This is a genomic window from Streptomyces sp. NPDC031670 (assembly GCF_055580545.1).
The window spans coordinates 269,295-282,114 of sequence record NZ_JBVILC010000002.1 but is presented as its reverse complement, the minus strand read 5'-3'; the positions used below and the strand labels follow the sequence as shown (position 1 = coordinate 282,114).

The following is a 12,820-nucleotide window of genomic DNA, read 5'->3' as shown; positions in this document are numbered from 1 at the left end:
GTGAACAACGCGGGTCCGCCCTTCTGCGGCGCCCGCCCACCAACTACCGTAAGCACCCGGAAGACCCACGAGAGGCAGTCCGTTGTACGAAGGCGTGGTCCAGGACCTCATCGACGAATTGGGCAGGCTGCCCGGCGTCGGTCCCAAGAGCGCGCAGCGGATCGCCTTCCACATCCTCCAGACCGAGCCCACCGATGTGCGCCGCCTCGCGCACGCCCTGCTCGAAGTGAAGGACAAGGTCCGGTTCTGCGCGGTGTGCGGCAACGTGGCGCAGGAGGAGCGGTGCAACATCTGCCGCGACCCGCGCCGCGACCAGGCCGTCATCTGCGTGGTGGAGGAGCCCAAGGACGTCGTGGCGATCGAGCGGACCCGTGAGTTCCGGGGCCGCTACCACGTGCTCGGCGGAGCCATCAGCCCCATCGAGGGGGTCGGCCCGGACGATCTGCGCATCCGCGAGCTGCTCGCCCGGCTCGCCGACGGCACGGTCACCGAGCTGATCCTGGCCACCGACCCGAACCTGGAGGGCGAGGCCACGGCGACGTACCTCGCCCGCATGATCAAGCCGATGGGCCTGCGGGTCACCCGGCTGGCCAGCGGACTCCCCGTCGGGGGAGACCTTGAGTACGCGGACGAGGTCACGCTCGGGCGGGCCTTTGAAGGAAGGCGACTTCTCGATGTCTGACGCAACGCTGCACGCGGTCAACCAGGATCCGGACTCCTTCGCGGTCCAGATCGCCGACCAGGTCGAGTCCTTCATCGTCGCGGTCACCGAGGTGGCCAAGGGCGACGAGCCGGACAGCGCCGTGCCGTTCCTGCTCCTGGAAGTCTCCCAGTTGCTGCTCGCCGGGGGCCGCCTCGGCGCGCACGAGGACATCGTCCCGGACGAGCGGTACGAGCCGGACCTCGGCCCCGAGCCGGACGTCGACGACCTGCGCGAGCGGTTCGCCGCCCTGCTGGAGCCGATCGACGTGTACTCGGAGGTCTTCGACCCGTACGAGCCGCGCAAGGCGCCCGTCCCCTGCCGGATCTCCGACGACCTGGCCGATGTCGTCACCGACCTGCGCCACGGCCTCGCCCACTACCGCGCGGGCCGGGTCAGCGAGGCCCTGTGGTGGTGGCAGTTCTCCTACTTCTCCAACTGGGGCTCCACCGCCTCCGCCACCCTGCGCGCCCTTCAGTCCCTGGTCGCCCATGTCCGCCTCAACCAGCCCCTGGAGGAGCTGGACGGCCTGGACACGGACGAGGACCTGTCCGAGGAGTCGCTCGCGGACGCGGCGGGCCGGGTGATGGCCGAGGAGATCGCGGGCCCGCTGGGTCTGCGTACGGTCAAGTAGCCCGCGGTCTGTGAGCCGTCCCACACCGTGCGTATCCGCGAGGTGGAGGGGCAGGTGCGCCTTCACGAGCGGACCGGATCCGACCCCCCCTCCCGGGACTCGCCGCATCGCGAGCGGGACATCTCACGATGTGGCACCTCCCGGGCGGATCCGGCCCGCTCGTTAGACTGAGCCGACCGCAGTAATGGACTGAGCGAGGAGCGCACGTGGGCCTTGTCGTGCAGAAGTACGGAGGCTCCTCCGTTGCGGATGCCGAGGGCATCAAGCGCGTCGCCAAGCGGATCGTGGAAGCCAAGAAGAACGGCCACCAGGTCGTTGTCGTGGTTTCCGCGATGGGCGACACGACGGACGAGTTGATCGATCTCGCCGAGCAGGTATCCCCGATGCCTACCGGCCGTGAGTTCGACATGCTGCTGACCGCCGGAGAGCGGATCTCCATGGCCCTGCTGGCCATGGCGATCAAAAACCTGGGCCACAACGCCCAGTCGTTCACGGGCAGCCAGGCCGGCGTCATCACGGACTCGGTCCACAACAAGGCGCGGATCATCGACGTCACGCCGGGCCGCATCCGCACCGCCCTCGACGAGGGCAACATCGCGATCGTGGCCGGGTTCCAGGGCGTGTCCCAGGACAAGAAGGACATCACCACGCTCGGCCGCGGCGGTTCCGACACCACGGCGGTCGCCCTCGCGGCGGCGCTCGACGCCGAGGTCTGCGAGATCTACACCGACGTCGACGGGGTGTTCACCGCCGACCCGCGGGTGGTCAAGAAGGCCCGGAAGATCGACTGGATCTCCTTCGAGGACATGCTGGAGCTGGCCGCGTCCGGCTCCAAGGTGCTGCTGCACCGCTGCGTCGAGTACGCACGCCGATACAACATCCCGATCCATGTGCGCTCGTCCTTCAGCGGACTTCAGGGCACCTGGGTCAGCAACGAACCACGTACCCGGGCGGAAGGTCAGCAGGTGGAGCACGCCATCATCTCCGGAGTCGCCCACGACGTCTCCGAGGCGAAGATCACGGTCGTCGGGGTCCCCGACAAGCCGGGCGAGGCCGCGGCCATCTTCCGGACCATCGCCAACGCCGAGATCAACATCGACATGGTCGTGCAGAACGTGTCGGCCGCCTCGACCGGGCTGACCGACATCTCGTTCACGCTCCCCAAGTCCGAGGGCCGCAAGGCCATCGACGCCCTGGAGCGGGCCAAGGCGACCATCGGCTTCGAGTCGCTGCGCTACGACGACCAGATCGCCAAGATCTCGCTGGTCGGCGCCGGGATGAAGACCAACCCGGGTGTCACGGCCGGGTTCTTCGAGGCGCTCAGCGACGCCGGGGTCAACATCGAGCTCATCTCGACCTCCGAGATCCGTATCTCGGTGGTCACCCGCGCGGACGACGTCAACGAGGCCGTCCGCGCCGTGCACACCGCCTTCGGCCTCGACTCCGACTCCGACGAAGCGGTGGTCTACGGGGGCACCGGACGATGACCCGCAAGCCGGCGCTCGCGGTCGTCGGTGCGACCGGGAGCGCCGGCGCGGTGCTGCTCCGGATCCTGTCCCAGCGCGCGGACGTCTGGGGCGAGATCAGGCTGGTCGCCTCCGCGCGCTCGGCGGGCCGCAAGCTCGCGGTGCGCGGCGAGGAGTGCGAGGTCCTCGCGTTGGACGAGGAGGCGCTCGACGGCGTCGACGTCGCCCTCTTCCTGGTGCCCGAGCAGGTCGCCGCCCAGTGGGCGCCGGTCGCCGCGGCCAAGGGCGCCGTGGTCGTCGACACCTCGGCCGCCTTCCGGCTGGACCCGGACGTGCCGCTGGTGGTGCCCGAGGTCAACCCCCATGCCGTACGGCTGCGTCCGCGCGGGATCGTGGCCTCCCCGCACTGCGTCACCCTCGCGCTGATCGTGGCGGTGGGCGCGCTGCACGCCGAGTACGGCCTGAGCGGGCTGGTCGTCTCCACGTACCAGGCGGTCAGCGGCGCCGGCCGGGCCGGTGTCGCGGCCCTGCGCGGACAGCTCTCCCTCGTCGCCGGTACGGAACTGGGCACCGCGCCCGGCGATGTGCGCCGGGCCGTGGGCGAGGACACCGGGCCGTTCGCGGCGCCGGTGGCGCTCAACGTGGTGCCCTGGTCCGGGGACCCGGCCGGGGACGGCTGGTCCAGCGAGGAGCTGGGGCTGCGCGAGGAGACCCGCAAGGTGCTCGGCCTGCCGCGGCTCGCGGTGGCCGCGACCTGTGTCCGGGTCCCGGTGGTCACCACCCACTCCGTCTCCGTCCACGCGACCTTCGAGAACGAGGTCGAGGTGGCGCGGGCCCACGAGATCCTGGCGACCGCGCCCGGCGTGGTGCTCCTGGACGACCCGGCCGCGGGGGAGTTCCCCACGCCCGCCGACGCGGTCGGCACCGATCCCGCCTGGGTGGGACGGGTCCGGCGCTCGCCCGACGATCCGTGCGCGCTCGATCTCTTCGTCTGCGGAGACAACCTCCGCAAGGGCATGGCTTTGAACGCCGCTCAGATCGCCGAGCTGGCGGCCGGCGAATTCCCCCGCTGAACACCCGAGCGATTTCCCGGCGGAGAAGGCCACAGAGTTTGTACGATCTGTGAACGCTCTGTGAGCAAGTCGCTGGTCTGTACCACTTGAACTGCGCCGTTGCCCTGTTACACGATTCATTTCCGTGTCCCTGCAACCGGCAGCCCGGCATGGAGCGTCTATGCGGTCGCCCATCAAGGTGCCGTAAATATCGGGGCATTGGGGAAGAGCGAGTACGCATGAGGGCATTTGTCGCACTGTCAAAAACGGTGTCGTACGCGTACAACCCTGACGGGGGGAAGCGTGTCCAACTGGCGTGGCAGAGGTTCTCGATATCACCGCGATTCCGGTACGCGGCGCAGTGGTCCGTCCGCTCCGGCGGCCGTGGCCTGCCGGCGGCATGCCGGTGATCGCCCCCATGCCGACCGCGCGCCCCACCCGCGTCCCCGCGCAGCCGACGTCGGCCCGCGAGGGCACTGACGACACCATGGCCGCAGGGACCACCGTCGACCATCTCACCGAGACCTACCGCGCGCACTACCGCTCGCTGCTCGGGCTCGCCGCGCTGCTGCTCGACGACACGGCCTCCTGCGAGGACGTCGTCCAGGAGGCCTTCATCCGCGTGCACTCGGCCCGTTCGCGCGTGCGTGAACCCGAGAAGACCCTCGCGTATCTGCGCCAGACCGTCGTCAACCTCTCCCGCTCCGCCCTGCGCCGCCGCATCCTCGGGCTGAAGCTGCTCTCCAAGCCGATGCCCGACATGGCGAGCGCCGAGGAGGGGGCGTACGACCAGCTGGAGCGGGACGCGCTGATCAAGGCCATGCGCGGCCTCCAGCGCCGCCAGCGCGAGGTGCTCGTGCTGCGGTACTTCGCGGACATGACCGAGTCCCAGGTCGCCGAGACGCTGGGGATATCCCTGGGCTCGGTGAAGGCATACGGCTCGCGCGGTATCGCGGCCCTCCGGATAGCCATGGAGGCACCGGTATGAGCGCCAAGTGGAATGCGGGATTCGGGGACAGGGAGGACCGACGGGGAGACGGCGGGGAGCGCGGCGACCACCGCGACCGCCGCGACGACTACGCACCTGGCGCCCTCGGCGCCGACGGCGCGGCCGGGGCCCGGGGGGAACACGGGCACCACGGCGACCGCCATCACGGGGAGAGCACATACGGGTCCGACCGCCCTTGGGACGACCGGACTGGAAACGGCATTGTGAACGACCCCTTCCCACCTGGCCTCACACCCGACGAGGACGCGCTGCGCCGGCTGCTGCACGGCGCGGTGGACGGCCTGGAGCCGTCCGACGGGGCCCTGGACCAGCTGCGCCGGGCCGTCCCCGCCCGGCAGGCGCGCAAGCGGCAGGCGGTGGTCGGCGCGGTCGCCGCGGCACTGCTCATCGGCACCGCGATCCCCGCCTTTCTGCACGTCGCCAACACCGGCGGGACGCCCGAGGAGCGGCCCGCCATCGCCGGGCACGGCAGGCAGACCCAGGGCGGCACCGGCACCGCGCCGGGCGTGGAGGACGGCGGGCGGGCGGCCGGCCGGCCCTCCGGCCGCAGCACCCCCGCCCCGGCACCGAGCGGCACCGTGAAGTCCCAGGAGCCCGGCCCGACCGCCGCCGGCGGCACGGCGGGGGGCCCGAGCGCACCCGTCGGCGGGCCCGTCGAGGTCGACTCACCGGCCTGCGACGCCACCGAACTCGGAGTGAAGTCCGCGCGCGTCAGCAGGCCCGACGCCGACGGCAAGGTGTACGGCACGTTCCGCGTCGCCAATGTCTCCAAGAAGCTCTGCCAGGTCAGCGGGGCCGGCAGGGTCGACTTCCAGGCGCTCGGCGCGGCCGACGCCTCCCGGATCACCGTCGTCGACCACGCCACCGGCGACCCGGCGGCCGGGCTGCCCGACCCCTCGCTCGAAGCCACCGGCCTGGTGCTCAAGCCGACGGCCGCTTACGAGATCAAGTTCGCCTGGGTGCCGTCCGAGACGTGCCCCAAGCCGCAGCCCTCGCCCGACCCCTCGCCTTCGACGGCCGGCGGAGGGGGCGGCGGCGGGGCGACCGCGGGCACCGGCACCGTGACGGCGACGACCGGCACCCAGCCCCAACTGGCCGCGGTCGACCCGGCGACGCCGGCCACTCCGGCGGACGGCAAGGTCGCGGTGACCCACGTGGCGGAGCCCGGCGCCCCGACGGCCGAGGCGACCATTCCCAACGCCTGCGCCGGAACGATCTACCGCACAGGAGTCCTGGCGGCCCCGGCCCCGGCCACGCCCTGAGGGGACGGGGGTGGGGGTGGGGCCGCCGCCGCCTGTGGTCCGCCCGTACCGCTCGGCTCGTACCGCTTGGCTCGTACCACTCAGCCTGTAGGGCTCAGCCCGTACCGCTCGGTTCGGGCGCCAGCCCCAGCTCGGCGTCCTCCGCCGCCTCGGCCTCCCGCCGGAGCAGCCGGAACCACATGAACACCACGAACCCGGCGAAGACGAACCACTCGCCGGTGTACCCGAGGTTCTGGAACGCCTTCAGATCCAGCCCGGTGTTCGGCGGCTTCACGGCCGGCACCGCCGTCATCCCCGGGTCCGCCGTCGTCAGCGTGACCCACGCGTCGTAGACCTCGTACGGCACCAGGTTGACCAGCGACGCCGCGCTGATCATCCCGAGCTGCCCCCGGGGCAGCCCGCCCGAGGCGTTCACCCCGTCCGTCCCCGGTGTCTCGGACGCCTGGAGCGCCCCGGTGACGGTGACCTCGCCGGTGGGCGGCGCGGGCGCCGGGCGCCCCTCGGGCAGCCATCCGCGCACCACCGGCAGCGCCTTGCCGCCCTCGGTACGCAGCAGGGTCAGCACATACGACCCGTCGTGCCCGTCCACCTGCCGGTCCGGCACCAGGAACTGCTCCCCGTACCGCCCGGTCGCGCTCGCCGTGCGGCCCGAGGTCTTCTGGTCGACGGGCAGCAGCTCGCGCAGCGGCGCGGCCTGCTGCCCGGCGGGGTCGGGCCGCTCCTCGGCCGCGTTGTGCGACTGCACGCGGTCCTCGAAGCGGCCGAGCTGCCAGGACCCCATGAACACGCAGAAGGGGATGGCCAGCACGACGAAGACGTTGATCCCCCACCAGCGGGGCGTCAGCAGGAACCGGTACACACCACCACGGTACGGAACCCCCCGGGGGTCCGGGGCCGCGGGGTGCCCGTGGTGTGCGGGTCGCGGTGCGCGGGATCGGGGTGCGCGGGTTGGGGGGTGTGCGGCTCCGGCGTGTGCGGGGGCGCAGGGTCCGCGCGTGCGGGGTCCGGGTGTGCGGGCCCGCAGGTGCGGGGGCCGGGTGCGCGGTGCCCGGGGCCGGGGTCAGCTCCCCAGATGCCTCCCCGCGAACTCCAGCTCCAGCCGTACCTGCTTGATCCGCTCCTCCACGACCAGCGAACCGTGCCCCGCGTCGTAGCGGTACACCTCGTGCACCGCGCCGCGCGCGGCCAGGCGGTCCACGTAGTTCTCGACCTGGCGGATCGGGCAGCGCGGGTCGTTGACGCCCGCCGAGATGTAGACGGGCGCCTTCACCGCGTCCACATACGTCAGCGGCGACGACGCCTCGAAGCGCTCCGGCACCTCCTCCGGCGTACCGCCGAGCAGCGTGCGGTCCATCGCCTTGAGGGCTTCCATCTCGTCGTGGTACGCCGTCACATAGTCCGCGACCGGCACCACCGCGATCCCGAGCGCCCATACGTCCGGCTGGGTGCCGAGGCCGAGCAGGGTCAGATAGCCGCCCCAGGACGCGCCCGCCAGCACGAGCCGCGACGGGTCGGCGAGGCCGGACGACACCGCCCACTCCCGGACCGCCGCCACGTCCTCCAGCTCGATGAGCCCGACCCGGTGCTTGAGCGCGTCCGTCCACTGTCTGCCGTAGCCGGTGGAGCCCCGGTAGTTGACGCGGACCACCGCGTATCCATGGTCGACCCAGGCCGCCGGGCCCGCCGCGAACGCGTCGCTGTCGTGCCAGGTCGGCCCGCCGTGGAGCTCGAAGACCGTCGGGAACGGGCCCGCCCCGGCCGGCTTCTGCACCAGCGCGTGGATACGGCCCCCGGGCCCCTCCACCCACGCGTCCTCCACCGGAACCGAGGCCGGTGCCTTCATCCCCGGCGGGTCGAGGACGACCGCGCCCGTGGTGGACCGCACCTCGGACGGGCGGGCCGCCGAGGACCACAGGTACTCCACGGTCCCGTCGGGCCGGGCCGTGGCGCCCGAGACCGAGCCGGCCGGGGTCTCCACCTCGATCAGCTCGGCCGCCGCCAGGTCGTACCGGAACAGCTCGCTGCGGGCTTCGAAGCTGTGCACGACGAGCAGCCCCGACCCGTCCGGATACCACTCCGCCACCACGTCACCGGGCAGTTCGAGCGCGAGGTCGGTCTCCTCGCCGGACGTCACGTCCCACACCATGGGCTCCCAGCGGCCCCGGCGCTGGTGGGCGACGAGCAGCCGGGTGTCGCCGGGCAGCGGCGCGAAGCCCAGCACCTCAAGACCGAGCTCCTCGGTGCCGCCCTCGCTGTCGTCGAGCTCGGCCGCCGTGGAGCCGTCGAGCCGGACCACGCGCAGCGCCGAGTGCATCGCGTCGCCGTGCTCGGTGTGCTCCAGGGCGATCAGCGTGCCGTCGTACGAGAGGTCGCCGACGCCCGCCGACTCGCGGTGCCGGTAGATCTCGACCGGAGCGGTCCCGGGCCGGACGACGTGGACCGTGGTGCCGTCCTCGTCGGTGCAGCGGCCGACCACCGCCGTGCCGTCCCGGCCGAGCGCGAGGCCCGCCGGATAGGACGGCTCAAGACCGGGCACGGCGGGCTCGTCGGGGCCCCCACCGAACGGCTGGCGCATCCATACGCCGAACTCGTCGCCGTCCTTGTCGTTGAACCACCAGATCCATTCGCCGTCCGGGCTCAGCACCCCGTCCGTCGTCCCGTTCGGCCGGTCCGTCGCCTGACGCTGGGCGCCGCTCGCGCGGTCCCATGCGTACAGCTCGTACGTCCCCGTCGCGTTGGACACGAACAGCGAGCGGTCCGGGGCGTCCTCCGCCCAGTCGGGGAGCCCGACCCTGGGCGCCCTGAACCGCTTCTCCCACTCCGGCATCTCGTTCATGGACCCCATCATGCGCCGCCACGCCGACAACCCGCCCACACCGTCCGCAGCCTGTGGACAACTATGGGCGTGTGCATGTCGAAGGGTGCCGGTGGCGGCGAGGGGGCGGGGCGTCCGGCCGGGAGCGCTCAGGGGTGCGGGGGCTCCGGCCGGGAGCCGGTCACAGGTGCGAGGCGTCCGGCTGAGGAACGTCCGGCCGGGGGGTGTTGGGCTGGGCTGCGTCCGGCCGGGGGGTGCCGGACTCGTCCTTCATCGCCCGCGTCTCGCTCTTGAGGATCCGGAGCGACTTGCCCAGCGCCCGCGCGGTGTCGGGCAGTTTCTTGGAGCCGAAGAGCAGGATCAGCACCACGGCGACGATCAGCAGATGCCAGGGTTCCAGTCCGTTGCGCAGGAACATCCCGTCGTCCTTCCACTCTCGGCGACACTCTCAGCAAGACTTGCTACATTGCGCAACTGTACAACCAATCGGACACGGACAGGGCGTACGGATGGCAGGCAGCCACAAGGCGGGACAGGCACGCGGCGGGAGCCGGAGGGGCGCCCCCGGCGCGCCCCCGGCCGGGCGGCGCGGACACGGCAGGCTGCGCCTGGTGCTGGCCGTACCCGTGGCCCTGCTGGTCCTCGCGGCGGCCGGGCTCGGCTGGGTCTACTTCCAGCTCAACGGCGACATCCGCACCTTCGACGACGGCGGGATCTCGGGCGAGCGCCCCGCCGCCTCGGCCAAGGGCCAGAACGTGCTGGTCATCGGCTCGGACTCACGCGCGGGCGACAACGTCCAGTACGGCCACGGCAGTGGTGACATCGGCCGCTCGGACACCGCCTTCCTGATGCACGTCCACGCCGACCACAAACACGCCACGGCCGTCTCCCTGCCCCGCGACACCCTCGTCGACGTACCGCCCTGCAAGCTGCCGAACGGCGACTGGACCAGGACGCAGCACAACGTGATGTTCAACTCGGCGTTCTCCGTGGGCGCCACCGCCCAGGGCAACCCGGCCTGCACCCAGAACACCGTGGAGAAGCTGACCGGGCTGCGCGTCGACCACACCGTCGTCGTGGACTTCGCGGGCTTCGCCAAGATGACCCGGGCCGTCGGCGGCGTCCAGGTCTGTGTGCCCAAGGACATCTACGAGGGCGACCTCAACCCCAACCGCCACGCGCGCGGGGAGCGGCTGTTCACCAAGGGCGTCCAGGAGGTCTCCGGTCAGAAGGCCCTCGACTACGTACGCATCCGGCACGGCATCGGCGACGGCTCGGACATCGGCCGCATCCAGCGCCAGCAGGCGTTCATCGGCGCCCTCATGAAGAAGGTCAAGCAGCAGGGCCTCAACCCGACCACCCTGCTCCCGCTCGCCAAGGCCGCCACCAGCTCCCTGACCGTCGACCCGGGCCTGGGATCGGCCGACAAACTGATCTCCTTCGCGATGTCGATGAAGAGCGTCGACCTGCACAACACCAAGTTCGTCACCCTGCCCTGGCGGTACGAGGGCGCGCGCGTGGCGATGGTCCGGCCGCAGGCCGACGCGCTCTTCGCGGCCCTGCGGGCGGACCGCACGGTCGACGGCAAGTACGCGGGCGGCAAGCAGGAACCGGACCGGCCCGCCCCACCCGGCCCGAGCGCCCCGCCGCCCGGCGCCGGAGTGGCCGTCGCCGTCTACAACGGCACCACCACCACGGGCCTGGCCGCCCGCGCGGCCGACTCCCTGAAGGCGGGCGGCTACCGGGTCACCGGCACCGCGACCGCCGCCACGCAGGACTTCGTCCACACCGTCATCGAGTACGGACCGGACGACCGCACCCACGCCGACACGCTCGCCCGGCGCTTCCCCGGCGCGCTGCTGCGTCCGGCCCGCGCGGCTGGCCTCACCGTCATCCTCGGCTCGACGTACGCGCAGGCATCCACGGACTCCGCCTCCACGGACACCGCGCCCACGGACGACGCCCCCGCCGCCGTCCCCTCCGAGGTCGCCCAGAAGGCCCGCTCGGCGGACGCCGACATCTGCTCGGGACTCTCGTACGGGTGAGGGAGGGGCACGGGGGCGGGGCGTGGCGCTACGACGCAGGGCCAGGGCCAGGGCTGGGGCCGTCGCTGAAGGCCGTCGGTCGTGGCATCGGCCGATACGCCACCGTGGAAGGGCGCAGGCGTTCGTCCGCCGTACGCCCGCGCCTCACAACTCGTTCATTTTCGGCTCATAGCTTCGCGGCCATGAGATCCATGGGACACAAGCGCCGCAAGGCACTGACGGTGGTGGCGCTGGCCTCCGCCGTCGCGGCGGGCAGCGCCGTCACGGCCAACTCCGCCCCGCAGCACGGCGGCCGGCCTTTCCCGGGCCACGGCCAGGAGATACACAACGTCATCTACCTCCTCGGCGACGGCATGGGCCGCACTCATGTCACCGCCGGCCGCGAGCGCTACTACGGTGCCCAGGGCAAGCTGAACATGGAGCGCCTGCCCTACACCGGCGCGGTCGCCACGTACGCCGTGGAGAAGGGCACCGACCAGCCCGCGCTGGTCACCGACTCGGCCAGCTCCGCGACCGCCTGGTCCTCCGGTGTGAAGACGTACAACGCCGCGCTGGGCGTGGACGCGTACGAGAAGCGCCGAGTGACGCTGATGGAGCAGGCCAAGAAGGCCGGGTTCGCCACGGGCAACGTCTCGACCGCCGAGATCACCGACGCGACCCCGGGCGCCCAGTTCAGCCATGTGCTGCTGCGCGGCTGCCAGGGCCCGGTGTACTCGGACGCGGCCTGTCTGCCGAAGAACGCGGACGGCTCGTACGAGAAGGCTCCCGAGGACAAGACGCTGATCACTCCGGTCGCCGAGCAGATCGCCCGCAACGGCACGGCCGACGTCGTGCTCGGCGGCGGTCTCGCCCGCTTCGAGCCGGACGACCAGAAGGCCCTTCAGGCCCAGGGCTACCAGGTGCTCGGCAGCTTCGGCGACCCGAGCCTGCCCGCCCAGAGCGCCGCCAGCCAGAAGGTCGCCACCAAGGCCGACCTCGACGCGGTCAAGGCCAAGAGGGTCGTCGGCCTCTTCAACCGGGGCAACCTCACCGTCGAGCAGGCCAAGGCCGGTCTCCCGGCGGACGCCCCGCAGAAGCAGGAGCCGACCCTCGCCGACATGGCGAAGAAGTCGATCGACCTGCTCAACGGGCGCTCCAGGAAGGGCTTCTTCCTCCAGATCGAGGGCGCCCAGATCGACAAGCGCTCGCACGCCAACGACGCCGCCCAGACGCTGGCCGAGGTCAAGGCGTTCGACGACGCGGTCAAGGCCGCGTACGACTTCGCCCGCAAGGACGGACACACGCTGGTCGTCGTCACCGCCGACCACGAGTGCGCGGGCTTCAACATCATCGAAAAGGGCACCTACACCAACGCCGAGTCGGTCGCGCCCCCGGCCAACACGGACGCCGGCAACCCGGCGAACAACTCCACGCCGTCGCGTGACAAGTCGGGTGCCAAGGACCCGGTCCGCTCGTCCGGCATCCTCAACGGCGCCGGCTCCGGTGACGCCAAGAACTTCGCCCCGGCGACCTTCCGTACGCCGGACGACCCGGCGGGCGTCAAGGACGGCAGCCCCGAGGCGAGCCTGTGGCTGACCTACCTCTCCGGCAACCACACCGGCGCCGATGTGCCGATCTACGCGTACGGGCCGGGCGCCGAGAAGTTCGCGGCGAGCCAGATCAACACCGAGCTGTACACCAAGATGTACGGCTCGCTGTTCGGCCGGGCACCGCGCGGCTGATCCGACGGGACGGTTGAGGGCGCACTGTTTCACGTGAAACGACGCACCGCTGTTTCACGTGAAACCTGACCCCAACGCCCGCCACGACATAGGCGGTTGATCACCAGCACCGCCCC

General features: G+C 71.8%; 11 protein-coding genes. 8 read left to right on the top strand and 3 right to left on the bottom strand.

Annotated elements, in window-relative coordinates:
* Positions 1-82 precede the first annotated feature (82 nt).
* From recR to ACZ5ID_RS05295, 6 genes are all read left to right on the top strand, one after another.
* Entirely contained in the window at positions 83-682 is a 600-nt protein-coding gene (gene recR, locus ACZ5ID_RS05320) for a recombination mediator RecR (RefSeq protein ID WP_406555250.1), read from the top strand.
* Positions 675-1,334 (top strand): DUF5063 domain-containing protein, encoded by a 660-nt coding sequence (locus ACZ5ID_RS05315; protein WP_468893626.1) that lies wholly within the window; start codon positions 675-677, stop codon positions 1,332-1,334. Before recR ends, ACZ5ID_RS05315 begins: the two co-directional genes overlap by 8 nt.
* A gap of 206 nt (positions 1,335-1,540) precedes the next feature.
* Positions 1,541-2,821 carry an aspartate kinase gene (locus ACZ5ID_RS05310; RefSeq protein ID WP_406555248.1) on the top strand — a complete coding sequence of 427 codons (1,281 nt, stop codon included), beginning with the start codon at positions 1,541-1,543 and terminating at the stop codon, positions 2,819-2,821.
* Entirely contained in the window at positions 2,818-3,873 is a 1,056-nt protein-coding gene (locus ACZ5ID_RS05305) for an aspartate-semialdehyde dehydrogenase (RefSeq protein ID WP_468893623.1), read from the top strand. The genes ACZ5ID_RS05310 and ACZ5ID_RS05305 overlap by 4 nt, the downstream gene beginning before the upstream one ends.
* Before the next feature lie 295 nt (positions 3,874-4,168).
* A complete protein-coding gene (locus ACZ5ID_RS05300) occupies positions 4,169-4,840 on the top strand; it encodes a SigE family RNA polymerase sigma factor (RefSeq protein ID WP_406555246.1) in 672 nt (223 codons plus the stop codon).
* Complete coding sequence (locus ACZ5ID_RS05295; protein ID WP_468893621.1) at positions 4,837-6,123, top strand: hypothetical protein; 1,287 nt, start codon at positions 4,837-4,839, stop codon at positions 6,121-6,123. Before ACZ5ID_RS05300 ends, ACZ5ID_RS05295 begins: the two co-directional genes overlap by 4 nt.
* Positions 6,124-6,217: 94 nt before the next feature.
* Here the strand turns inward: ACZ5ID_RS05295 and ACZ5ID_RS05290 are convergent, their stop codons facing one another.
* The 3 genes from ACZ5ID_RS05290 to tatA form a co-directional block, all read right to left on the bottom strand.
* Positions 6,218-6,982, bottom strand: coding sequence for an SURF1 family protein (locus ACZ5ID_RS05290; RefSeq protein WP_468893619.1), 765 nt, complete (start codon positions 6,980-6,982; stop codon positions 6,218-6,220).
* Positions 6,983-7,183: 201 nt separating this feature from the next.
* A complete protein-coding gene (locus ACZ5ID_RS05285; RefSeq protein WP_468894197.1) occupies positions 7,184-8,950 on the bottom strand; it encodes a S9 family peptidase in 1,767 nt (588 codons plus the stop codon).
* Between the two features lie 169 nt (positions 8,951-9,119).
* The gene (gene tatA, locus ACZ5ID_RS05280) at positions 9,120-9,356 is read right to left on the bottom strand and encodes a Sec-independent protein translocase subunit TatA (protein WP_468893617.1); all 237 of its coding nucleotides are present in this window, start codon (positions 9,354-9,356) and stop codon (positions 9,120-9,122) included.
* 91 nt (positions 9,357-9,447) lie between these two features.
* Between tatA and ACZ5ID_RS05275 the strand changes: the two genes are divergently transcribed.
* A complete protein-coding gene (locus ACZ5ID_RS05275; protein ID WP_468893615.1) occupies positions 9,448-10,983 on the top strand; it encodes an LCP family protein in 1,536 nt (511 codons plus the stop codon).
* 182 nt (positions 10,984-11,165) lie between these two features.
* Complete coding sequence (locus ACZ5ID_RS05270; RefSeq protein WP_468893613.1) at positions 11,166-12,704, top strand: alkaline phosphatase; 1,539 nt, start codon at positions 11,166-11,168, stop codon at positions 12,702-12,704.
* Positions 12,705-12,820: the final 116 nt, after the last annotated feature.

Coding starts and splice junctions, on each gene's coding strand:
- ACZ5ID_RS05315 (WP_468893626.1), top strand. CDS start 675: ATGTCTGACGCAACGCTGCACGCGGTCAACCAGGATCCGGACTCCTTC.
- ACZ5ID_RS05305 (WP_468893623.1), top strand. CDS start 2,818: ATGACCCGCAAGCCGGCGCTCGCGGTCGTCGGTGCGACCGGGAGCGCC.
- ACZ5ID_RS05295 (WP_468893621.1), top strand. CDS start 4,837: ATGAGCGCCAAGTGGAATGCGGGATTCGGGGACAGGGAGGACCGACGG.
- ACZ5ID_RS05285 (WP_468894197.1), bottom strand. CDS start 8,950: ATGCCGGAGTGGGAGAAGCGGTTCAGGGCGCCCAGGGTCGGGCTCCCC.
- tatA (WP_468893617.1), bottom strand. CDS start 9,356: ATGTTCCTGCGCAACGGACTGGAACCCTGGCATCTGCTGATCGTCGCC.
- ACZ5ID_RS05275 (WP_468893615.1), top strand. CDS start 9,448: ATGGCAGGCAGCCACAAGGCGGGACAGGCACGCGGCGGGAGCCGGAGG.
- ACZ5ID_RS05270 (WP_468893613.1), top strand. CDS start 11,166: ATGAGATCCATGGGACACAAGCGCCGCAAGGCACTGACGGTGGTGGCG.